Origin of the sequence: Pseudomonas sp. YY-1, from assembly GCF_002843095.1 — a bacterium.
Classification (GTDB): domain Bacteria; phylum Pseudomonadota; class Gammaproteobacteria; order Pseudomonadales; family Pseudomonadaceae; genus Aquipseudomonas; species Aquipseudomonas sediminis_A.
On the sequence record NZ_PJLX01000007.1, the window covers coordinates 129,663 to 151,498 of the forward strand.

The 21,836-nt window shown below is 62.4% G+C and carries 24 protein-coding genes; 15 read left to right on the forward strand and 9 right to left on the reverse strand.

Going from position 1 to position 21,836, the window contains the following annotated elements; genetic code table 11:
• Positions 1–92: 92 nt before the first annotated feature.
• Positions 93–572 carry a hypothetical protein gene (locus tag CXP40_RS12175; RefSeq protein ID WP_106733924.1) on the reverse strand — a complete coding sequence of 160 codons (480 nt, stop codon included), beginning with the start codon at positions 570–572 and terminating at the stop codon, positions 93–95.
• 412 nt (positions 573–984) lie between these two features.
• The gene (locus CXP40_RS12180; RefSeq protein WP_106733925.1) at positions 985–1,839 is read right to left on the reverse strand and encodes a sulfurtransferase; all 855 of its coding nucleotides are present in this window, start codon (positions 1,837–1,839) and stop codon (positions 985–987) included.
• Positions 1,840–2,170: 331 nt separating this feature from the next.
• Here CXP40_RS12180 and gdhA point away from each other — a divergent pair, with 331 nt between their 5' ends.
• Positions 2,171–3,508 (forward strand): NADP-specific glutamate dehydrogenase, encoded by a 1,338-nt coding sequence (gdhA, locus tag CXP40_RS12185; RefSeq protein WP_106733926.1) that lies wholly within the window; start codon positions 2,171–2,173, stop codon positions 3,506–3,508.
• A 129-nt stretch (positions 3,509–3,637) separates the two neighbouring features.
• Complete coding sequence (locus CXP40_RS12190; protein ID WP_106733927.1) at positions 3,638–4,318, forward strand: spermidine synthase; 681 nt, start codon at positions 3,638–3,640, stop codon at positions 4,316–4,318.
• A gap of 41 nt (positions 4,319–4,359) precedes the next feature.
• On the opposite strand, the gene CXP40_RS12195 is transcribed toward CXP40_RS12190, so the two are convergent.
• The gene (locus CXP40_RS12195) at positions 4,360–5,421 is read right to left on the reverse strand and encodes an SMP-30/gluconolactonase/LRE family protein (RefSeq protein ID WP_106734022.1); all 1,062 of its coding nucleotides are present in this window, start codon (positions 5,419–5,421) and stop codon (positions 4,360–4,362) included.
• Between the two features lie 131 nt (positions 5,422–5,552).
• On the opposite strand from CXP40_RS12195, the gene rnd reads away from it, so the two are divergent.
• From rnd to CXP40_RS12220, 5 genes are all read left to right on the forward strand, one after another.
• A complete protein-coding gene (gene rnd, locus CXP40_RS12200; RefSeq protein WP_106733928.1) occupies positions 5,553–6,686 on the forward strand; it encodes a ribonuclease D in 1,134 nt (377 codons plus the stop codon).
• Positions 6,683–6,976, forward strand: a complete 294-nt coding sequence (locus tag CXP40_RS12205; protein ID WP_106733929.1) for a YcgL domain-containing protein — start codon at positions 6,683–6,685, stop codon at positions 6,974–6,976. Before rnd ends, CXP40_RS12205 begins: the two co-directional genes overlap by 4 nt.
• 3 nt (positions 6,977–6,979) lie before the next feature.
• Positions 6,980–7,912, forward strand: a complete 933-nt coding sequence (locus CXP40_RS12210) for a D-2-hydroxyacid dehydrogenase (protein WP_106733930.1) — start codon at positions 6,980–6,982, stop codon at positions 7,910–7,912.
• Between the two features lie 133 nt (positions 7,913–8,045).
• On the forward strand, positions 8,046–8,495 hold the full coding sequence (locus CXP40_RS12215) for a YcgN family cysteine cluster protein (RefSeq protein WP_106733931.1): 450 nt from the start codon (positions 8,046–8,048) through the stop codon (positions 8,493–8,495).
• Positions 8,496–8,595: 100 nt separating this feature from the next.
• Entirely contained in the window at positions 8,596–9,822 is a 1,227-nt protein-coding gene (locus tag CXP40_RS12220) for a hypothetical protein (RefSeq protein ID WP_106733932.1), read from the forward strand.
• Positions 9,823–9,839: 17 nt separating this feature from the next.
• Here CXP40_RS12220 and CXP40_RS12225 read toward each other — a convergent pair whose 3' ends face one another.
• On the reverse strand, positions 9,840–10,310 hold the full coding sequence (locus tag CXP40_RS12225; RefSeq protein WP_037002491.1) for an RNA methyltransferase: 471 nt from the start codon (positions 10,308–10,310) through the stop codon (positions 9,840–9,842).
• Between the two features lie 47 nt (positions 10,311–10,357).
• A complete protein-coding gene (locus CXP40_RS12230; RefSeq protein ID WP_099525302.1) occupies positions 10,358–10,699 on the reverse strand; it encodes a YajD family HNH nuclease in 342 nt (113 codons plus the stop codon).
• An 83-nt stretch (positions 10,700–10,782) separates the two neighbouring features.
• On the opposite strand from CXP40_RS12230, the gene CXP40_RS12235 reads away from it, so the two are divergent.
• Entirely contained in the window at positions 10,783–11,097 is a 315-nt protein-coding gene (locus CXP40_RS12235; RefSeq protein WP_106733933.1) for a hypothetical protein, read from the forward strand.
• A 69-nt stretch (positions 11,098–11,166) separates the two neighbouring features.
• Here CXP40_RS12235 and CXP40_RS12240 read toward each other — a convergent pair whose 3' ends face one another.
• Positions 11,167–13,209, reverse strand: a complete 2,043-nt coding sequence (locus CXP40_RS12240) for a S9 family peptidase (protein WP_106733934.1) — start codon at positions 13,207–13,209, stop codon at positions 11,167–11,169.
• A gap of 105 nt (positions 13,210–13,314) precedes the next feature.
• Here CXP40_RS12240 and CXP40_RS12245 point away from each other — a divergent pair, with 105 nt between their 5' ends.
• From CXP40_RS12245 to CXP40_RS12270, 6 genes are all read left to right on the forward strand, one after another.
• The gene (locus tag CXP40_RS12245; RefSeq protein ID WP_106733935.1) at positions 13,315–13,785 is read left to right on the forward strand and encodes an MFS transporter; all 471 of its coding nucleotides are present in this window, start codon (positions 13,315–13,317) and stop codon (positions 13,783–13,785) included.
• A gap of 63 nt (positions 13,786–13,848) precedes the next feature.
• Positions 13,849–14,295 (forward strand): HIT family protein, encoded by a 447-nt coding sequence (locus tag CXP40_RS12250; protein WP_106734023.1) that lies wholly within the window; start codon positions 13,849–13,851, stop codon positions 14,293–14,295.
• A gap of 4 nt (positions 14,296–14,299) precedes the next feature.
• Positions 14,300–15,073 (forward strand): class II glutamine amidotransferase, encoded by a 774-nt coding sequence (locus CXP40_RS12255; RefSeq protein WP_099525306.1) that lies wholly within the window; start codon positions 14,300–14,302, stop codon positions 15,071–15,073.
• A 4-nt stretch (positions 15,074–15,077) separates the two neighbouring features.
• Positions 15,078–15,602, forward strand: a complete 525-nt coding sequence (locus CXP40_RS12260; RefSeq protein WP_106733936.1) for a DUF2937 family protein — start codon at positions 15,078–15,080, stop codon at positions 15,600–15,602.
• Positions 15,603–15,761: 159 nt separating this feature from the next.
• Positions 15,762–16,826, forward strand: a complete 1,065-nt coding sequence (locus tag CXP40_RS12265; RefSeq protein ID WP_106733937.1) for a DUF2167 domain-containing protein — start codon at positions 15,762–15,764, stop codon at positions 16,824–16,826.
• Positions 16,823–17,233 (forward strand): hypothetical protein, encoded by a 411-nt coding sequence (locus CXP40_RS12270; RefSeq protein WP_256579288.1) that lies wholly within the window; start codon positions 16,823–16,825, stop codon positions 17,231–17,233. The genes CXP40_RS12265 and CXP40_RS12270 overlap by 4 nt, the downstream gene beginning before the upstream one ends.
• A gap of 57 nt (positions 17,234–17,290) precedes the next feature.
• Here CXP40_RS12270 and CXP40_RS12275 read toward each other — a convergent pair whose 3' ends face one another.
• From CXP40_RS12275 to CXP40_RS12285, 3 genes are all read right to left on the reverse strand, one after another.
• Positions 17,291–18,469, reverse strand: coding sequence for a VWA domain-containing protein (locus tag CXP40_RS12275; RefSeq protein WP_099525310.1), 1,179 nt, complete (start codon positions 18,467–18,469; stop codon positions 17,291–17,293).
• A 165-nt stretch (positions 18,470–18,634) separates the two neighbouring features.
• The gene (locus tag CXP40_RS12280) at positions 18,635–19,480 is read right to left on the reverse strand and encodes a MoxR family ATPase (protein ID WP_013716171.1); all 846 of its coding nucleotides are present in this window, start codon (positions 19,478–19,480) and stop codon (positions 18,635–18,637) included.
• Between the two features lie 145 nt (positions 19,481–19,625).
• Positions 19,626–20,708, reverse strand: a complete 1,083-nt coding sequence (locus tag CXP40_RS12285; RefSeq protein ID WP_106733939.1) for a DUF748 domain-containing protein — start codon at positions 20,706–20,708, stop codon at positions 19,626–19,628.
• 128 nt (positions 20,709–20,836) lie between these two features.
• On the opposite strand from CXP40_RS12285, the gene cysK reads away from it, so the two are divergent.
• The gene (gene cysK, locus CXP40_RS12290) at positions 20,837–21,808 is read left to right on the forward strand and encodes a cysteine synthase A (protein ID WP_099525312.1); all 972 of its coding nucleotides are present in this window, start codon (positions 20,837–20,839) and stop codon (positions 21,806–21,808) included.
• Positions 21,809–21,836 lie beyond the last annotated feature (28 nt).

Here is a 21,836-nt window from a genome sequence, read left to right on the forward strand (position 1 = left end):
CAAGGCGATGAAGTTCCCGAAATAGAGCGTATTGTCGGACAATTGGTTGGATAATGTATGGATTTTCCAAATTGTATTTTCTGACTGCCTGGTCAAGCCGCCTGGCTTACGGGCTCAATGCAGCGTTGCCAGGCATCGAGAAAGTCATGTTGGCTCGCCTGCGGCTGAAAAACCTTGCGCCAAATTCGGCCCATGGCTAGCACGTCATCAGCGGCCGGCAGCTCGAGTTTTTCGCTTTCGATCATCAGCCAGGCAATGGCCGTGGCGTAACGCAGATTGACCGTCAGCTCCATGTGCGGCATTTCCAAGAATGCGTGCTGGCTGGCGAGGCCGCGTACACGGCTGGCAAGATCCGGGTCGAAGGCCAGATGCTGGTCCCAGAGTATCTGGTGGCGCTGTTCGCTGATGCGATACAAGCCGTGACCTTGCGGGGTGTCCAGCGCACTGCCCAGTGCTGACTGACAGGCCGCAGCCCCTAATAGCAGTGCTTCGGCCGTGGCGCTATGGCGTTCGAGATAGAGCAGGGTAGGGCGGATCACATGCTGGCTGAGATCGCAGGCGGCAATTCCCATGGCATCCTCGCAAGGGTGCCGGTAGGGCCGGGCGCGTGGCAGCTGTTTCCAGACCGATGAAAAACTATCTCGGCTTTGGCTTCCTGCGTCGCTCTACCTCCTGCATCCATGCAGTCGTGCGTTGGCAATCCTGCGTTAAAAACAGCCTCGTGTGCGAGCCCAGTCGAAATGCTCATTTACGCTTGTAAAATCGAGCGCGATTCCGACCGTTTCTCGGCTGTTTTTGCCTTGTCTTGCCTGCCTCGCTAACGTTTTTCAACGGTCTGGGCTCTTCGATAAAGGCCCCACCGGGAGCGGGGTTAGCCGCTCATTCTCAAGTCTAGTGCGATATTTCAGCTGTAAAGGTCTGTTTTTAAATTGATTCTGGATTTGAGTTATTGGGCATATTTCGATTGGTGCTTAAAACCCTCGATCAATCACCCGTGGCTACCGGGCGCGTCGGATCGGTGATCCACTCGCTCCAGGAGCCTGCGTAGAGCGGCGCCAATGGATAACCAGCGAGACTCATGGCGAACAGGTTGTGACAGGCCGTGACCCCGGAGCCACAGTAAGCCACCAGATTTTCCATCGGGCGTTCGCCGCGCAGCTCGTCGAAGCGCTCGCGCAGTACCGCTGCCGGAAGGAAGCGGCCATCCTTACCCAGGTTGTCGTTGAACACGGCGCATCGTGCGCCGGGAATATGCCCGGCGACCGGGTCGAGCGGCTCGACCTCACCGCGAAAGCGCGGCAGTGCACGCGCGTCGAGCAGGGTCAGCTCCGGGTTGCCCAAGTGCTGGGCCAGGTGATCGGCAGTCAGCAGCAGGCTGCTGTCGGGTTGCGCGGAGAAATCGCCCGGGGTGTTGTTAGGTGGCGTGGTGGTCAGTTCCTGTCCGGCTTCACGCCAGGCTTTCAGGCCGCCATCGAGCAGGTACAAACCATCACGCTTGCCCAGCCACAGCAGCAACCACCAGGCGCGTGCGGCGAACGCACCGGGGCCGTCGTCATACAGCACGACCTGGCTATCCGCCCGCAGTCCGCAGCTGCGCAGGCGTTCGACCAGAGAACTCGGGTCGGGGAGCGGGTGGCGACCGGTTACGCCCTTGACCACCGGGGCGGACAGGTCCTGCTCCAGGTCGAGAAAGTGCGCGCCCGGGATATGCCCATCGACGTAGCTGCGGCGCCCATAGGCTGGGTCTTCGAGGGCGAAGCGGCAGTCCAGTACCAGCAGGTCGTTTTGGCCTAGACGCTGTTGAAGGTGTTCCGCACTGATCAGTTGAGCGAGTGGCATGCAGCCTCCTGTTTCGTAGCAGGGTTTGCGGCATCATACCGTCTGGCCCTCTATTGGGCCTCTGCGAAGAAAAGCCTTCTCACACTCATTTGGGAAAGCTGTAACGCCAGCGGTGAGCTCGATCCAAACATGAGTGATCGATATTCGTGCGCGATAGGCCATTATTTGGTGTGTTTATGGGTGGGAATAATTGCGCGATAGAGGCATTTCAAATCTTTATTTGCTGCTAGCGCACTAAAAAGTTTCATCAAGGCGACATTTTGATCTGTTTTGGTGCTTTGCTGCCTGCTAGAGTGCCGGCCACTTTGTCTTTGTGGTGTCGAGGTGCCGCATGTCGTTGTCCGTCGATTCTTTCCTGGCGCGCCTGAAGCAGCGCGACCCCGATCAGCCGGAATTCCACCAAGCGGTGGAAGAGGTGGTGCGCAGTCTGTGGCCCTTCCTCGAGGCCAACCCGCGCTACCGCGAGGCCGGCATTCTCGAACGCATGGTCGAGCCGGAACGGGCCATTCTGTTTCGCGTGCCCTGGGTCGATGACCGTGGTCAGGTGCAGGTCAATCGCGGTTACCGTATCCAGATGAGCAGCGCCATCGGCCCCTACAAGGGCGGCCTGCGTTTCCACCCCTCGGTGAACCTCGGTGTACTCAAGTTTCTCGCCTTCGAGCAGGTGTTCAAGAACTCCCTGACCTCGCTGCCCATGGGCGGCGGCAAGGGTGGCTCGGACTTCGACCCCAAGGGCAAGAGCGAAGGCGAGGTGATGCGCTTCTGCCAATCGTTCATGACCGAGCTGTACCGTCACATCGGCGCCGATCTGGACGTACCGGCCGGTGACATCGGCGTCGGCGGTCGCGAGATTGGTTACCTGTTTGGTCAGTACAAGCGTCTGTCCAACCAGTTCACTTCGGTACTGACCGGCAAGGGTCTGAGTTATGGCGGCAGCCTGATCCGCCCGGAGGCCACCGGTTACGGCTGCGTCTACTTCGCCCAGGAGATGCTCAAGCGCATCGGCCGGGGTTTCGAGGGCCAACGCGTGGCCGTTTCCGGTTCCGGTAACGTCGCTCAGTATGCGGCGCAGAAGGTCATGGAGCTGGGCGGCCGGGTGATCTCGCTGTCCGACTCCGAAGGCACCCTGTATGCCGAGGGCGGCCTCAGCGATCAGCAGTGGCAGTACCTGATGGAGCTGAAGAACGTGCGTCGTGGCCGCCTGCGCGAGATGGCTGAACACTATGGTCTGCAGTTCCTCGCCGGGCAGCGTCCGTGGGGCCTGGCCTGCGATATCGCCTTGCCTTGCGCGACGCAGAATGAGCTGGACGGCGAGGATGCCCGCGCGCTGCTGAAGAACGGCTGCATCTGCGTGGCCGAAGGCGCCAATATGCCTTCGACCCTGGAAGCGGTGGACCTGTTCGTCGAGGCCGGTATCTGCTACGCACCGGGCAAGGCGTCCAACGCCGGTGGCGTGGCCACCAGCGGCCTGGAAATGAGCCAGAACGCCATGCGCCTGCACTGGAGCGCCGGCGAGGTGGACGAGCGTCTGCACGGCATCATGCAGAACATTCACCACGCCTGTGTGCACCATGGCGAAGAGAATGGCCGCATCAACTACGTCAAGGGCGCCAATATCGCCGGCTTCGTCAAGGTCGCCGATGCGATCCTGGCGCAAGGCGTGGTCTGAGCCCATCGCAGTAGACTCGGGGCCCCGCGTGAGAGCGCGGGGCCTCGTCGTTTCTGGCGGGGCTGTGTTGCCAGGCCGATTCAGGCATGCTGCCTGCCCTCTCGCTCGCTACTCAGGTCTTCGCCTTCTATGAAACGCTTCGTTCTGCTCGATACCGCTCCTATTCCCGGTACGGATGGTGCGCTCAACCTGTTCGAATACGGCGAAGATTTCGTGATCAAGATTGCCGGCGGCGATGGCGGGCAACTGATGAATACGCGCATGCACGGTTCGGAAGATGCCCTGGCCGCGATTCCCTGCAAGCAGATCGCGAGTCGGCCACAGGTGCGGGTACTGATCGGTGGCCTGGGCATGGGCTTCACCCTGGCGTCTGCGCTCCAGCACTTGGGGGCCGATGCCGAGGTAGCGGTGGCCGAGTTGGTGCCGGGCGTGGTCGAGTGGAACCGTGGTCCGCTCGGGGCGAAGTCCGGTTATCCGTTGAATGACCCGCGTGCAGTGATCATTCAGGAGGACGTCGCCAAGGTGCTGCAGGCCGCTGAGCAGTGCTACGACGCGATCATGCTGGACGTCGACAACGGCCCCGAGGGGCTGACCCAGAAGGGCAATGACTGGCTTTACAGCATGGACGGCCTGCGCCAGTGCGCCAAGGCACTGAGGCCCAAGGGCATGCTGGCGGTGTGGTCATCCAGCGCCGACCGGGCGTTCTCGGAGAAGGTGCGTAAGGCCGGCTTCAAAGGCGAGGCGGTGCAGGTATATGCCCACGGCAATCGGGGCACGCGACACACCATCTGGATTGCCCAGAAGGTCTGAGCGGGCTGCCCAGGTCTTGAGTGACCCGGGCAGCTGTGTGCTCAGTGAATCTGCAGTTTGCCGATTCGATCGTTGTCCAGGCTGCCGAAGTACAGGTAGTCGCCTACCGGCTTCACCGAGGTGACCATGCGCAGGTGCGTGCCGCTGGTGTCATGCAGGCTGCGGACGATCTCGCCTTGCTCGTTGAGGGCGATGGCGAAGCCGTAAGGGATCGCCTTCGGCCACAGTGCGCGCGGCAGTTTGGCCATTTGCGACTTGAGCCAGGGGTGGCGATGGAGGAAGTCGGCATCGGCCTTGCGCGGGGTCGGCAGGGCCACCCAGAAGGTGCCCTTGCGGTCGCCCTGCAGGTTGTCCGGCAGGCCCGGAAGGTTGTCGATGAAGATGTCGTGCTGGCCGGCCTTGTCGCCCTTGAGCCAGTAGCGGGTGATGCGATAGCGATAGGTTTCGTTGACCAGGACGAAGTCCTCGTTCGCCGACAGCGCCACGCCGTTGGCGAAGTACAGGTCTTTCAGCAGTACACGGGTCTCGCCGCTGGCCGGGTTGTAGCTGAGCAGGCGGCCGTGAGGGCGTGCCTCGAGCAGATCGAGCAGGTAGTCCGGCTGTTCGAAGCGCGAGGAGGCGTCGCTGAAGTAGATGGTGCCGTCGCTGGCGATGTCCAGGTCATCGGTGAAGGCGAAACGCAGGCCTTCAGCCTCAGTGGTCAGCACCTTGATCGCGCCCTGCGGGTCGATGCTCAGCAGGCCCTTGTAGGCATCGGCGACGATCAGATTGCCGCTGGCATCGAAGTTCATGCCCAGCGGGCGGCCGCCGGTGTCGGCGAAGGTTTCCAGGCTGTCGTCTTCCAGCACGCGAACGATGCGGCCGTCATGCAGGCCGGCGTACACCCGCCCCTGGTTGTCGACGGCGGTGTCTTCTGGGCCATGCACCTGGCCGCGCGCCAGCAGCTCGGCTTTCATCAAGGTGTCGTTGGGCTCCAGTGTTCCAGTCATCGCCGGGGCGGGCGCGGCATCCCAGGGCAGCGGATCGATCGGGCTGGGCGTCAGGGCCAGGTAACTGGCCGCTGCGGCCAGCAGCATGACGACCAGGGCAAGCAGTTTCTTCAGCATTGTTGTTCTTCCGTTTCGGAGGTGATGCGCGGCACAGATTACACAGTTCCCGTCATCGGCGGCAGGCTGCTGCCCCGTGCGTAGGCCTGGGCATATATACTGCGCGGCATTCTAGACGGGAGAGCCGCGTGGCTAACGACATTCACTGGATTCTCGACGACGCCAGCCTGGCCGAGCATTGCGCCGCCTGGCAGGCGCAGCCCTTCGTCGCGTTGGACACCGAGTTCATGCGCGTCGACACCTTCTATCCCATCGCCGGTTTGCTGCAGGTCAGCGCTGGTGACGGCGCCTACCTGATCGACCCCTTGCGCATCAGCGACTGGCGGCCGTTCGCCGCGCTGCTTGAGTCGCCTACAGTGGTCAAGGTGCTGCATTCATGCAGTGAAGACTTGGAAGTCTTTCTACGCCTGACCGGCAGCCTGCCGACGCCGCTGTTCGACACGCAACTGGCCGCCGGTTATCTCAATCTCGGTTTCTCCATGGGCTACTCGCGTCTGGTGCTGGCCTTGCTGGACATCGAGCTGCCCAAGGGTGAAACCCGCTCCGATTGGCTGCAGCGGCCGCTGTCTGAGCTGCAGGTGCGCTACGCCGCCGAGGACGTGCTGCATCTGGTTGAGGTGTACCGCGCCCTGATGGCCCGCCTGGCGCCGCAGAAGGTCGAGTGGATTCTGGAGGACGGTGCCGAACTGGTCGCCAATCTTGGTCGTGAGATCGCCCCGGAAGACGCCTGGCGCGAGGCCAAGCTGGCGTGGAAACTGTCGCGTCAACAGCAGGCCGTGCTGCGCGCACTGTGCGCCTGGCGCGAGCGTGAGGCGCGGGCGCGCAACCAGCCGCGTAATCGCATCCTGCGCGAGCATTCGCTGTGGCCGCTGGCACGTACCCAGCCAGATAACCTGGTGACGCTGGCGCGCATCGAGGACATGCACCCGAAAACCGTACGCCAGGACGGAGAGACGCTGCTGCAGCTGATTCGTGATGCTGCTGCGCTGCCGCCCGAGCAGTGGCCCGAAGCCTTGCCCGAGCCGCTACCCATCGAAGCCTCTGCGCTGCTGAAGAAATTGCGCGTCATCGGCCAGCAAGAAGGTGAGCGCCTTGACATCGTCCCTGAGCTGATGCTGCGCAAGAAAACCCTGGAAGCCCTGTTGAAAACCGGCTTCCCCCATGGCCCGTACCAATTGCCCGACTCCCTGCGCGGCTGGCGCCGGGAGCTGATGGGCCAGGCGCTATTGGATTGCCTGGCCGCCGAAGGAGAATCCGCGTGAAACGCATCTGTTCCATCTACAAGAGTTCGCGTAAGAACGAGATGTACCTTTACGTACTCAAGGCCGATGCCCTGGCGCGCGTACCGGAAGGGCTGCTCAGCGTCTTCGGCCCGCCCGCGCATGCTTTCGACCTGGTGCTCAGCCCCGAGCGTCAGCTGGCCCGCGAGGACATCGCTCAGGTGCTGGAGGATCTCGAGAAGCAGGGCTATCACCTGCAGATGCCGCCGCCCGAGGAGGAGTACATCGAGCACCTGCCTGACGAACTTTTGCGCCGTAACGACCCGGTGTGACCGATGCGCCTGTTGATCGCCGAAGAGGAGCATGCGTTCTACGCCGAGCGTATCCGTAGCGCCTGCCCCGACCTGCAGTTGGTCGCCAGCGCGCAGCTCGAATCGCTGCGTGTGGTCGCCGGCGACTGCGACCTGTGGCTGGGGCAACCCGACCTGCTCGCACCGCTGTTGCGCGACGGCACGCGGCCGCAGTGGTTGCAATCGACCTGGGCCGGCATCACGCCGCTGTTGGCGGAAGGATTGCCGCGTGATTACCGCCTGACCCGTGCGGTCGGCATCTTCGGACAGGTAATGGCCGAATACGTGCTCGGCCATATGCTGGCCCACGAGCGGCGCCTGTTCGCCCGGCTGGCGGCGCAGGTCGAGCAACGTTGGGATCACAGTCTGCCGCGCAGCTTGCGCGGTCGCCGCGTGTTGGTGGTCGGTTGTGGTGATATCGGTCAGGCCGTGGCCGAGTTTCTGCAACCCTTCGGCGTGGAACTGCGTGGCGTCGCCAGTCAGGCGCGCGAGCAGGTGCCTTTTGCCGAAGTGGCAAGCATGGATGACCTACCGCGGCTGACCACCTGGGCCGATTACGTGGTCAACCTGCTGCCGGATACGCCGGCCACGCGCGATCTGTACGATGCCCGGCTGCTCGCCCAGTTCCGCCCGGAGGCGGTGCTGATCAATGCCGGGCGCGGCGTTGCCGTGGTCGATGCCGACCTGGTGGCCGCGCTGGAGCAGAACCAGTTGTCCGCAGCCGTGATCGATGTCTGCCGTGAAGAGCCGCTGCCGCCAGGCCATCCGTTCTGGACGGCGCCGCGTTTGCTACTCACCGGCCACAGTTCGGCGCCCACCGATCCGGCGTTGATGGGCGAGTTGTTCATCGACAACCTGGCGCGTTGGCAAGCCGGACAGCCTTTACAGGGTGAAGTGGATTTCACCCGTGGTTACTGAGCATCCAGTTGGTGTGCATGGCGCACCCCATGGGCGGCTGCCCATGGCCCGCCGTTCGGCATGCGCCGCTTGGCCGGGGCGCATGCCCAAGCTAGACTGCCGCGCTTTTTACCCTTGAGTCCATACTGCTGCCATGGCTGCCGACCTCGAACCCTTCTGGAAACGCAAGACACTCGCCCAGCTAGATGCGCGCGAGTGGGAGTCGCTGTGTGACGGTTGCGGCCTGTGCTGCCTGCAGAAGCTCGAGGACGAAGATGACGGCGCCGTCTACTACACGCGCATCGCCTGCAAGCTGCTGGATCTGCAAACCTGCCGTTGCAGCGATTACCCCCATCGGGTCAAGCACGTGCCTGACTGCATTCAGCTCACCCCGGCGCAGGCCGATCAGTTCCGCTGGCTGCCGCCGACCTGTGGTTATCGCCTGGTCAGCGAAGGCAAGGACCTGCCGCACTGGCATCATCTGGTCTGCGGCGACCCGGACGCGGTGCACGCTGAGCGCATTTCCCAATCAGGACGTATGCTCAGTGAGAACAGCGTGGCTGAAGACGACTGGGAAGATCATCTGATTTTTCGTGCCGGTTGATTGCCACGCGGCTTCTTGGCAAATCTATTTGCCGTCCATGGAATTTGCCCTGTGGCGCAGCTGTCATATGCCGCCACGTTCAGCATCAGGAGTTTGCTCGATGTCCCTTCGCTTGCCGTTGTACTCGTCTTTGCTGCTTCTGAGTCTGCCGGCCTTCGCCGCCACGCAGAAGGTCGATCTGGATTACCGCGTGCGCTTCTTGCCGGAGAGCAATCAGGCTGAAGTCAGCATCACCCTGGAGAAGGGCGAGCGCGTGCGCAGTCTTGACTTCAACCTCGGCGAAGATGGCCGTTTCAGCGACTTCAAGGCCGACGGCCAGTGGTCGCAGGAGCAGGCCGGGCGCGGCAAATGGCAGCCGGGGGAGGGCAAGAGCGTGCTGAGCTACCGCGTGCTGATCGACAACGAGCGCAAGCCGGGTCGCTACGACGCCCGGATGACCCAGGACTGGGCGCTATTTCGCGGTGACGACCTGGTGCCGGCGGCCAAGCTCGATCAGAAGGACAAGACCGATCTGGTGGCGCGCCTGCAATTCGATCTGCCCAAGGGCTGGAAAAGTGTGGAGACCGGCTGGCCGCGCGTCGGCAAGAACCGTTTCCGCATCGACAACCCGCAGCGCAAATTCGACCGCCCGACCGGCTGGATGCTCGCCGGCAAGCTCGGCACCCGTCGCACCCGTCTGGGCGACACCGAAGTCGCCATTTCCGCGCCCATCGGCGAGGGCATGCGGCGCATGGACATCATGACCTTCCTCACCTTCGTCTGGCCGCAGATGCAGCAGGTGTTCCCCCGTGATCCGGACAAACTGCTGATCGTCGGCGCTGGCGACCCGATGTGGCGCGGCGGCCTGTCGGCGGCCAACTCCTACTTCATGCATGCTGATCGCCCGCTGGTCAGCGAGAACGGCACCAGCTCCCTGGTGCACGAACTGGTGCACGTGTTCGGCCGTATCTATGGTCGTGAGCGCAGCGACTGGATCGCCGAAGGCCTGGCCGAGTATTACGCCATCGAGTTGATGCGCCGTGCCGGCGGCATCAGCGAGGACCGCTATCAGAAAATCCGTGAACAACTGATTCGCTGGAGCAAACCGGTCAACAGCCTGCGTACCGACAACGCCAGTGGTCCGGTCACGGCGCGTGCGGTGCTGCTGTTGCAGGAGCTGGATCGCGAGATTCGGCAGAAGACCAAGGAAAAGGGCAATCTGTCGCTCGATGACGTCACTCGTGGCCTGATGCGCCTGGATAGGGTCAGCACCAAGGACTTCATCGACATCACCGAGAACGTCATTGGCGGTCCGTCGAAGACCCTGGACACGCGTTTGCTACGTTGAGCGTTAGCGCTTCGTGGTCAGAACAGGGGGCCGGAGCGGGTGTTGTTACCTTTGGCCAGGCGGTCGTAGAGCACCACGTTGACCGTCGCGGCCAGGTTCATGCAGCCCTGGGTCGGGATGTACACCACTTCGGCGCCACACCAGTCGAGAATCTCCTGCTGCAGTGAGCCATCCTCCGGGCCGAAGATGTACAGCGCCCGGTCGGGATGGGTATAGGCGGGCAGGGCGCGGGCATCATCGACCAGTTCCACCGCTACCGGGGTGCAGCCCAGCGGCAGGATCTTGCGCAGATCGTCGATATTGATCAGCGGGATGTCCTGATGAACCTTCTTGGTATCGGTGATGAAGTCCTTGGCGCGGTCATAGCGGGTTCCGGTGTAGAACACCGAACTGACGCCATAACAGCCTGCCGCACGCATGATGGAACCGACGTTTTCCGGCGATTTCGGATTGAACAGGCCGATGCAGGCGTATCTCTTGTTGGCCACGGTGGCACTCGCAAAAGCGCCGATTATACGGTGCCGAGTGCCACGCCCTAGTCCTTTTTCAGCAGGCTGGCCAGATCGCCGAAGGCCTTGTAGGTCGACTTGGCGGCCTGAGGGCTGGCGGTGGAGCCTTCGGCGAAGTACTGCTGGTCGGTGTAGCGCGAGTGTTCGTTGTCGTGACAGAACAGGCACAGCAGCTCCCAGTTGGAACCATCGGCCGGGTTGTTGTGGTGGTTGTGGTCGCGGTGGTGCACGGTCAGTTCGCTCAGACGCTTGCCAGAGAACTCGCGGGCGCAGCGGCCGCAGACGTGGGGGTACATTTTCAGCGCTTTCTGCCGGTAGCCTTCTTCGGCCTGGGCGGACAGATAATAGGGGTTGTTGCTGGTGCTCATGGCGGAACCTGTTATCGGAGGTGAACGCTTGTCTGGATATGTTGCCAGAATAGAACGAAAGCCAGCTGCACAGGAGAAATGTCATGCGCTTGCCTCTGTTCGCCGCGATGATTCTGGCCTCCAGCCTTGGAAGTCTGGCCTGGGCTCAGGAACCGATGCGCATGCCGTCCGCCCCTGGGGCGGGCGCGCCGGGCACCGCCACGCCGCAACCATACGGTCAGCCTTCCACGCCCAGTACGATCAAGCGCCAGGGATCGGCGCCCCTTTTACCGCCGCCGCAGGGACAAACGCCCCCAGGGACTGTGCCGAAATCCCCTGGTGACCAGCCGATTCCGCAACTGGATGAGCAACTGCGCCGCAACAGCCAGGGGCTGGATGGGCAACGCAAGGCGGAGTAATCGGCGTAGGAGCGGCTTCAGCCGCGATGCTGGGAATCGCTGCTGAAGCGCAATGCCGCCCAACCGCTCCTACGGGTGTGCTATCCCGAGCACACGGAACAGAAACGCGTACTCCAGCGCCACATCCTTGATGCCCTGATAACGGCCACTCATGCCACCATGGCCGGCGCCGAGATCGGTCTTGAGTAGCAGCAGGTTGTCGTCGGTCTTGTCGCGACGCAGTTTCGCCACCCATTTGGCTGCTTCCCAGTACTGCACGCGGCTGTCGTTGTAACCGGCGACGGCGAGGATGGGCGGGTAGGTCTGGGCGCGGACGTTCTCGTAAGGTGCGTACGCCTTGATGCGTTCGAAGACCTCGGGCTGATTCGGATCGCCCCATTCGTCGTACTCGGTCACGGTCAGCGGCAGGTCCGGGTTGAGCATGGTGTTGAGCACATCGACGAACGGCACTTCGGCGATGGCGGCGGCGAATAGCTCGGGGCGCTGGTTGAGTACGGCGCCAATCAGCAGACCGCCTGCGCTGCCGCCGCTGATCGCCAGCTGTGAAGTGGTGGTCAGGCCCTCGGCGATCAGGCGTTCGGCGCTGGCGATGAAATCGTCGAAGGTGTTCTGTTTGTGTTCGAGCTTGCCGGCGCGGTACCAGGCTTCGCCCATCTCGCCGCCGCCGCGTATGTGCGCGATGGCGAAGACGAAACCGCGTTCTAGCAGGCTTAGGCGCGCGTGGGAGAACCAGGGGTCGAGGCTCGCCCCGTAGGCGCCGTAACCATAGAGATAGAGCGGCGCCGGTTTGCCGGCAGCGAACACCTCGCGGCGTGCTACCAGGCTGATCGGGATCTGCGTACCGTCGGCCGCGCTGGCCCAGAGACGGCGACTTTCATAGGCGTCGGCATCGAACGGACCTTCTACCGGCGTCTGCTTGAGTACCTGCTGTTCACCCGTGGCCAACTCCAGCTGACGTACCTGCGCGGGACGGTTCAGCGCTTCGTAGCGCAGGCGGATCACCGGGCTGTGGAATTCCAGGCTGTCCTGCACATAGAGGCTGTAGGCCGCATCCGGCAGCTGCACGCGATAGGGCGCCTGCCCCTGCGGCTGTACTTCGAGGATCGGCAGGCCGCCTTCGCGCAGGGCGAGGGTGAGTGCACGCTGGTTCAGCGTGGCGCCTTCGAGCATCACCTGCGGGTCGTGAGCGCGAATCTGTTGCCAATGCGGGCGCTGCGGCTTGTCCTCAGTGGCGCGGTACAGCGCGAAGTTGATGCCACTCTGGTTGCTGCGGATCAGCCAGCACCAATGGCCGTCCAGCATGCCGTGGTCGACGTCGTATTCATGGCCTTCCTCGCGCGGAGCCAAGCAATTGAATTCGCCCTGTGGCTGCTGCGCATCGAGCACCCAGACTTCGCTAGTGGTCTTGCTGCCCAGTTGCAAAATCAGCTGGCGCTCGGAGCTGGAGCGGTAACAATGCAGAAAGAAGCGGCCATCCTCTTCCTCGAATATGGCTTGTGCGGCGCTGTCACCGAGACGGTGGCGGTAGAGCTTGTAGGGGCGATGGGTCTCGTCCAGTTCGGTAAAGAACAGCGTCTGGCTGTCATTGGCCCAGGTCATGCTGCCGTCGCAGTCGTCGAAGGGCAGTTCGCTGATTCCTCCGCTGGCGAGCTCCTTGACGAACAGCCGGTAGATCTCGTCGCCGCTGCTGTCGAGGCTGTAGGCCAGGCGCTGCTGGTCGGGGCTGATGCTGAATGCACCCACGGAAAGAAAACCGCCGTCGGCCAGCGCGTTGGGGTCGAGCAGCAGCGTTTCGGTGGCACTGTCGACCTGCAGTGAACCGTCGGCAGGGCGACGGCAGCGGTAGTGCCGTGGATACTCGTCACCGGCCGTGGTGCGCTGGTAGTAGAGATAGTCGCCCCAGGGCGTCGGCAGCGACAGGTCAGTCTCGCGAATGCGCCCCTTGATTTCCTCGAACAGTTGCTCGCGCAGGGCTTGCTGCGGTTCCAGTACGGCATCCAGGTAGGCGTTTTCTGCCTGCAGATGCGCCAGGACCTCATCGCTGTCGCGGTTTTCCAGCCAGCAATAGGGATCTTTGCCGGCTTCCTGGCGGGCGATGGGGGCAGAGGACATGGCGTAGCTCCAGATAACGAGAGGGCGACGGCGGGGGCGCCGCATTGGGCAAAAGCCGTTATCATAAGCGCCCCTTTGCCAGACCTGCCACGCCGGCGCCTGCTTATGATGAATGAAAACGACTACCTCATGGCCTGGGCGGCCTACGGGATTGCTGCCCTGGGTTGCCTGTTGGTGTGGATGCGCCTGACCAGCTGGATGTGGCGCTACCTGCGCGAGCCGCTCGTCGTGCTGGTGGCCGTGTTGCTGTTCAGCCCGACCATCGTCGACCCGACGCGTGAACTGTTCGCGCCGGCCCTTGCGGTCACCGCCATGGACGTATTGCTCAAGGTCGGCAACAACGCCTGGCGTGCGGTCGCCGATCTGGCGCTCTACAGCCTCATCGCGCTGGCCGTATACCTGCTGTTCGTCGCCGTGCGCTGGCCCATCGAGCGCTGGTGGAAGGGCCGCAAGGGCGAGCAGGTGGCCGAGGCCGACGAAGATCCGCGTACCTTGCGCGAACGAATGGAAGAAGACGACCTGCCAGTCCGCGACTACGGACGTGATCGTTCGGGTCGTATGGAACCGCGTATTTGATCTGACCCCTTGCGCCTGCCGGCCCAGGCGTTCAGCATGATGGCCTTGTGCAAGGGAGGCCTGATGGATTGCGTGTTTTGTGCCATTGCCGAGCAACGGCTGCCCGCTCATCGCCTGTATGAGGACGATGACTTCATCGTGCTGCTGGATATCTTCCCGATGCGGCCGGCCCATGTGTTGATCGTCAGCCGCCTGCATGCTCCGTTTCTGCGTGACTTGCCGCCGATGGTGCGTGAGCGTCTGCTGACGCTGGCCGAGCGTATCGCCGCCGCGCTGCGTGATGCGGGCTTTGGCAAGAACGGCATCAACCTGCTGATCAACGATGGTCCGGATTCCAATCAGCACGTGCCCCACCTTCATTTACACCTGATTCCACGCCAGCCAGGCGACCTGCCAGCGCTGCTCTGGCGATTGCTGGTGCGTTTTCTGCCAATGGGCCGCAAGCGAATCGAAGCGCGTCTGCAAGATGAAGCCGATCGTCTACGCCTGATCCTCGGCAAGGAGAATTGATTAGATGTGCGAATTGCTCGGCATGAGCGCCAATGTACCCACCGATATCGTGTTCAGTTTCACCGGGCTGATGCAGCGTGGTGGCCGCACCGGCCCGCATCGCGATGGCTGGGGCATCGGTTTCTACGAAGGGCGCGGCCTGCGTCTGTTTCAGGACCCGCGGGCGAGCAGTGAGTCCGAGGTGGCGCAGTTGGTGCAGCGTTACCCGATCAAGAGCGAGGTGGTGATCGGCCACATTCGTCAGGCCAACGTCGGCAAGGTTTGCCTGGTCAACACCCATCCTTTCAGCCGTGAGCTGTGGGGGCGTAACTGGTGTTTCGCACACAACGGGCAACTGGCCGGCCTGCAGGGCTCCACCAGTTTCTACCGACCGATAGGTGAGACCGACAGCGAAGCGGCGTTCTGCGACCTGCTCAACCGAGTACGCCGGGCCTTTCCCGAGCCGGTATCGGTGGAAATGCTGCTGCCTGTGCTGGTAGCGGCTTGTGCCAGCTACCGTCAGCTTGGCGTATTCAACTGCCTGCTCAGCGATGGCGATTGGCTGTTCAGCTTCTGCTCGACCAAGCTGGCGCATATCACCCGGCGCGCGCCGTTCGGCCCCGCGCAACTCAAGGACGCCGACCTGAAGGTGGATTTCCAGTCGGAAACCACGCCCAACGACGTGGTGACGGTCATCGCCACCGAACCCCTGACCGACAACGAACAATGGTCGCTGTATCAGCCGGGCGAATGGCGCCTGTGGCGACGCGGCGAATGCATCACTCACGGCAAGGCCTGATCCCATGCTTAGAAGCTACCTGCGTCTGACGCTGTTCGCCTTCGGCCTGTTACTTGGCGTGCAGGTGCCGGGTTTCATCGATGACTACGCCAAGCGCGTCGAAGCCCATCGTCTGGAGTCGCAGCAAAGCCTCAAAGGCTTTCAGGAAACTGCGCGCAATTTCTTCAAGGGCGATATGGACGCGCTGGTGGCGCACTATCGCGTCAGCGACGACCCGGTGATGCGTAGCGATGCCAAGAGCGTCGGGCACCTGGTGCAGCGCTCTGCCTTGCTCGAACGGGAATGGCAGGCCATGCAGGGCCCCTGGTACACCCAGGCCTGGCACCTGGCGACTGGCGCCGATCACGAGTTGTTCGAGGAGACCCTGCAGGCGTACCGCTATCAGGTGCTGTTCACCCCGGATGCAATTCTCTGGGGCGTGATCAGCGCCTTGCTGCTGGCCTGGTTGGCCGAGGTGCTGGTGGTGCTGTGCGGCTGGCTGTTCGGAGCAGGGCGCACTCGGCGAGCGCAGCAACGACACTGGCACTGAGGGCAGGCAGCGTCGGGCGTGTTTTTGCACGGATCCGGCGGGTGGTTGCCTGCGATGAAAAGCAACGAAAAAGTGCACTGGTTCGCCTGAGCATGAGGCAGGGCGTGTTAATGTAATACGGCGTTACATTTATCCCTCTCTCGTGTTACTGGAGTTTCCATGTCGATCAAGGATTCGATCCTGGCAGCCGCGCTGGCTGCTGTCCTGCCGTTCACCTGTGCCGCCTACGCCAACCCCGAGACCGAGCCAGACAGCGCTGCGGTCAGCGAGGACGTCAGCGAGAGCGATGATTCGGCGCAGTACATCAGCCCGGAAGAATTCGTCGCCAGCCTTGAGTTCAAGAGCGGCCGCATCGTCCTGGGCAATGACCTTGCCAGCCTCAACCTGCCCGATTCGCTGGTGTTTCTCGACGGTGAGAATGCCCAGCGCCTGCTGGTCGACGCTTGGGGCAACCCGCCGGATGACGTCCCGCCGCTGGGCATGATCCTGCCGGCCGGCGTGTCGCCGTTGGCCGATGAATCCTGGGGCGTGACAGTCGAATATGAAGACAGTGGCTACGTGTCCGACGAGGACGCCGCTGACATCGACTATGGCGACATGCTCAAGGACATGCAGGCCGACATGCGCGAGGCCAACACCTGGCGTGAAGAGAACGGTTACGAGCCGGTACAACTGGTCGGCTGGGCCGCAGCGCCACGCTACGATGCCGAAGGCAAGAAGCTGCATTGGGCCAAGGAACTGAAGTTCGGTGACAGTGAGACCAACACCCTGAACTACAACATCCGCGTGCTCGGCCGTAAGGGCGTGCTGGTGCTGAACTTCGTCGCCAATATGGATCAGCTGGCGGAGATTGAAGCCAATGTGCCGGCCGTACTGGCTGCGACCGACTTCAACCCTGGTCAGCGCTATGCCGAATTCGACCCGGATCTGGACACCGTAGCGGCCTATGGCCTGGGGGCGCTGGTGGCTGGCAAGGTAGCGGCCAAGACCGGTTTGCTGGCGCTATTGCTGGTGCTGCTGAAGAAGTTCTGGTTCATACCGGTGGTGCTGGGCGGTTGGCTGTTCAAGCGCATCGGCCTGCGCAAGAAGGACGCGCCCAGCGAAGCGGCGAGTGCGTCGCAAGCGCCAGTAGCCAATGCCGAGAGCAAGCCGGAAGAGCCTCCGCAGACCCCGGCGCAGACTGTGATGGACCTGAACAAGCCAGACGGTGCGGACAAGCGGTGAGTTTGAGGCGTGGTAGCGTCATGTGCAGGGATGCGTTACGCGGTACCTCAGTTGCCGTTGTACTGACGCTGAGTGCCGGTTGTGGCGAAGCGAATCGCTTCGCCGACGGCTGGGATCGTGGCGGTACGCTGCATGACGCGAGCGTGCGTGAATGGGCCTTTGCTGTCGATGCCAATCGACTGGCCACCAGCGCCGATTTCGTCCGCGAGCGCATTCCCGATATGCCTGAGGAAGGGTTGCCGATTAGCAGCGCTCTGGTCGAGAAATGTCTGAGCGACATGTCGCTCCGTTCCGCCGTGGACTATCTCAAGGCGCACGAGAAACTGGACTACTGCTTCGACTACACCGATAGGATGCTCGGTCGGTTGGCCCAGGAATATGCAAGCCAGGCGCCTGCCTCCGAATAGCGAAACGCCGCGAATCCTCTACAGGGTTCGCGGCGTTTTTCATTGCGGCTCGATGCCTTACTTGGACAGGTACTTCATGCCGTCTTCCAGGCCCTGCAGGGTCAGCGGGTACATGCGATCTTCGATCAGCTCGCGCACCAGGCCGGTGGAGGCGGTGTAGTTCCAGGTGTCCTTGGGGTAGGGGTTGATCCAGATGATCTTCTTGAACTTCTCGGTGAAGCGCTTCATCCAGACGTAGCCGGCTTCCTCGTTCCAGTGTTCGACGCTGCCGCCGGCCTGGGTGATTTCGTAAGGCGCCATGGCCGCATCGCCGACGAACACCACCTTGTAGTCGGCGCCGTACTTGTGCAGCAAGTCCAGGGTCGAGGTGCGCTCGCTGGTGCGGCGCATGTTGTTCTTCCACACGCTTTCGTAGATGAAGTTGTGGAAGTAGAAGTATTCAAGATGCTTGAACTCGGTCTTGCAGGCGCTGAACAGCTCTTCGCAGACCTTGACGTGGGCATCCATCGAGCCGCCGATGTCCAGCAACAGCAGGAGCTTGACCGTGTTGCGTCGCTCCGGGCGCATCTGGATATTGAGCAGGCCGCCATCTTTCGCGGTGTGGTCGATGGTGCCGTCCAGATCGAGCTCTTCGGCTGCGCCCTGGCGGGCGAACTTGCGCAGGCGGCGCAGTGCCACCTTGATATTGCGCGTGCCCAGCTCGACCTGGTCGTCGAGGTTCTTGTACTCACGCTGATCCCAAACCTTGGCGGCCTTGCCCTGGCGCTTGCCGGCATCGCCGACACGAATGCCTTCGGGGTTGTAGCCGCCGGAGCCGAACGGGCTGGTGCCACCGGTGCCGATCCACTTGTTGCCGCCGGCGTGCTTTTCCTTCTGTTCTTCGAGGCGTTTCTTGAATTCCTCGATCAGCTTGTCCAGGCCGCCGAGGCTCTGGATCTGCGCCTTTTCCTCATCGCTCAGCAGGCGCTCGAATTCCTTGCGCAGCCATTCTTCGGGGATCATCGCCTCGATGTGCTCGTTGAGGTTTTCCAGGCCCTTGAAGTAGGCGCCGAAGGCGCGGTCGAACTTGTCGAAGTGACGTTCGTCTTTGACCAGGATCGCGCGCGCCAGGTAATAGAACTCGTCCATGTCGGCGAACACGACGTTGTGCTTGAGCGCGTTGATCAGGTCGAGCAGCTCGCGCACCGACACCGGCACCTTGGCCGCGCGCATTTCGTTGAACAGGTTGAGCAGCATTTTCGGTGCCCTCGGGGTAATCCGTAGGGTGGGTTAGTCGCGTAGCGGCGTAACCCACCGTTGATGCCGTCGGCATCATGCTTGCCAGCCTGACGGCTGGGCGGTGGGTTACGCTTCGCTAACCCACCCTACAAAGGCGCTGGCCGACGCGCAGCCGCCCGATGTTTACCGCGAAGCGCGGCGGGTCATGAAGGCCAGGCGCTCGAGCAACTGCACGTCTTGCTCGTTCTTCACCAGGGCGCCAGCCAGCGGCGGGATGGCCTTGGTCGGGTCGCGTTCGCGCAGCACGGCTTCGCCGATGTTGTCGGCCATCAGCAGCTTGAGCCAGTCCACCAGTTCGCTGGTAGAGGGCTTCTTCTTCAGGCCCGGCACCTTGCGCACGTCGAAGAACACATCCAGCGCCTCTGCCACCAGTTCGCCGCTGATGTTGGGGTAGTGCACGTCGACGATCTTCTTCAGGGTGTCGCGATCGGGGAAGGCGATGTAGTGGAAGAAGCAGCGGCGCAGGAAGGCGTCCGGCAGTTCCTTCTCGTTGTTCGAGGTGATGATGATGATCGGGCGCTGCTTAGCCTTGATCGTCTCGTCGGTTTCGTAAACGTAGAACTCCATCTTGTCGAGTTCCTGCAACAGGTCGTTGGGGAACTCGATGTCGGCCTTGTCGATCTCGTCGATCAACAGGATCACGCGCTCGTCGGACTCGAACGCCTCCCACAGCTTGCCTTTCTTGATGTAGTTGCGAACGTCGTGAACCTTGTCCGAGTCGAGCTGCGAGTCGCGCAGACGGCTGACCGCATCGTATTCGTACAGGCCTTGGTGCGCCTTGGTGGTGGATTTGATGTGCCAGGTAATGAGCTTGGCGCCGAAGGCGTCGGCTAGTTGCTCGGCGAGCATGGTCTTGCCGGTGCCCGGCTCACCCTTGACCAGCAGCGGGCGCTGCAGGGTGATGGCGGCGTTGACCGCGAGCTTGAGGTCGTCGGTGGCGACGTAGGACTGGGTGCCTTCGAACTTCATCGGAAAATCCTCGGAACGGTAACGCGCGGGGCCGGCCCGCAGCAGAAATTCAGAGCGCGACTATAACGCGCAGCTCCGGTGGCTGTGAACGCAGACGCAGTATTCAGTCACTGAATGGGCAGTCACCGCTGCTTGCGACTACAGCTCAATTGCCGTCTTGCTGAGGTGGCGGGCGTTCGTAGCGGGGCGTGAAGGCTTCGACGAAACCATTACGCAGGATGGCGATGAAGGCCTGGAATGCGCTGGTCTGCTGGTTGTGCACGCTGCCGCTGAGTTCGACACGGGTGGCAAATTGGTCGCGGCGCTGGTTCTTCAGCAGTGTCTCGCTGCCGCCGACGATGGCCTCCCAAAGCGAGCGCAGTACGCCTTTATCTTCGTCTTCGACGTCCTGCTCCCAGTCGAACACCTCGACATCGCGCAGCAGGGGTTTGATGTAGCCGTTGAGCTGAGCATTTTTGGCCTGCGCTTCGATCACCAGGTCGCCGTTGCCGCGTTTGAAGTCGAAGCGGCCGTAGGCGCGAGCGAAGTCGTTGAAGCGCGTCAGGTCGATGTCCTTCGCGCGCAGGCGCAGTTCGAAGTCCTCGAATTGCTCGAACGGGTCGAAGGTCGCCTCGGCTTCCAGTGGCGCGTGCTCCAGCAACAGCGCCCGACCTCCGAAGTGCGCGACGCGGTCGCCCGGCTCGTCACCGACGTTGGTGAGGTTGTAGAGGCTGGCGTTGACCTGGTCAGCGCTCAGTTCCACCTTGGGGTCGGTGCTGAAATTGTGAAAGCTGATGCGGCCGTCGATCACCCGCAGTTCGTTGAGAGTGATGGGCAGCAGCTTGTTCAACTGATCGCGCCAGTCGGTGCCGGCACCGGTCTGGGTGGCCTGGTCGTTTTCGCCGCCATCGACGAAATTTAGTTGTGGGCGCTCGAAGAACACTTCCGCGACCACGGCGTGTTCTGACCACAGTGCCCGCCAGCTTACCGCCAGATCGATCAGCGGCGCGTCGAGCAATGGCACTGGTACGTCGCCGCTGCTCTTGACGATGCGCAGGTCGTTGATGCGATAGGCGCCGCGCCACCAGGCCAGGTCGATATCAGCGATATGCCCGCGGTAGTCGCCCATGTCGGCGAGCTTGCCGTTGAGGTAGTCGCGGATCAACCAGGGCAGCGTAAGCTGCGCCGCCAGCACCAGCAGCAGTGCAACAAGCAGAGCCCTGAGGGGCCAGCTGTAGCGTCGTTTCATCGGACAGTCCATCGAGTGATCTATCTTCGATGGACTGCGTGCGCGGCATTCTGTTCGGCTGGACTGACGCTGCACCTGGGCATAGGCTGTTGCCCCTTATTCATCGTCCATCTGCTTAGGAAGGAATCATGAGCCGCATTTTCGCTGACAACTCCCAGGCCATCGGTAACACGCCGCTGGTGATGATCAATCGCCTGGGGCCGAAAGGTGTGACCATCCTCGCCAAGATCGAGGGGCGCAACCCGGCCTATTCGGTCAAGTGCCGCATCGGTGCCAGCATGATCTGGGATGCCGAGGAGCGCGGTGTGCTCAAGCCGGGCATGACCATCGTCGAACCGACCTCGGGCAACACCGGCATCGGCCTGGCCTTCGTCGCTGCCGCACGTGGCTACAAGCTGGTGCTGACCATGCCGGCCTCGATGAGCCTGGAGCGGCGCAAGGTGCTCAAGGCCCTTGGCGCCGAACTGGTACTGACCGAACCGGCCAAGGGCATGAAGGGCGCGATCGAGAAGGCCAACGAACTGGCCGCTGCCAACCCTGACTATTACTTGCCGCAGCAGTTCGAGAACCCGGCCAACCCGTCCATCCACGAGAAGACCACCGGCCCGGAAATCTGGCGTGACACCGAAGGCGCCATCGACGTGCTGGTAGCGGGCGTGGGGACTGGCGGCACCATCACCGGGGTTTCGCGTTACATCAAGCAGACCCAGGGCAAGCCGATCCTCTCGGTTGCGGTGGAGCCAGTGGGTTCGCCGGTAATCAGCCAGACCCTGGCGGGTGACGAGGTCAAGCCGGCCCCGCACAAGATCCAGGGCATCGGCGCCGGTTTCGTGCCGAAGAACCTCGATCTGGCGATGGTCGATCAGGTCGAGCAGGTCAATGACGACGACGCCAAGGCCATGGCTCTGCGCCTGATGCGTGAGGAGGGCATTCTCTGCGGTATCTCTTGCGGCGCAGCGATGGTGGCGGCGGTGCGTTTGGCTGAGAAACCAGAGATGCAAGGCAAGACCATCGTGGTGATCCTGCCTGACTCCGGGGAGCGCTACCTGTCGAGCATGCTGTTCAGCGATATGTTCACCGAGCAGGAGCTGCAGCAGTAAGAGTTGCTAGCACTCGTTATCAAAGCCG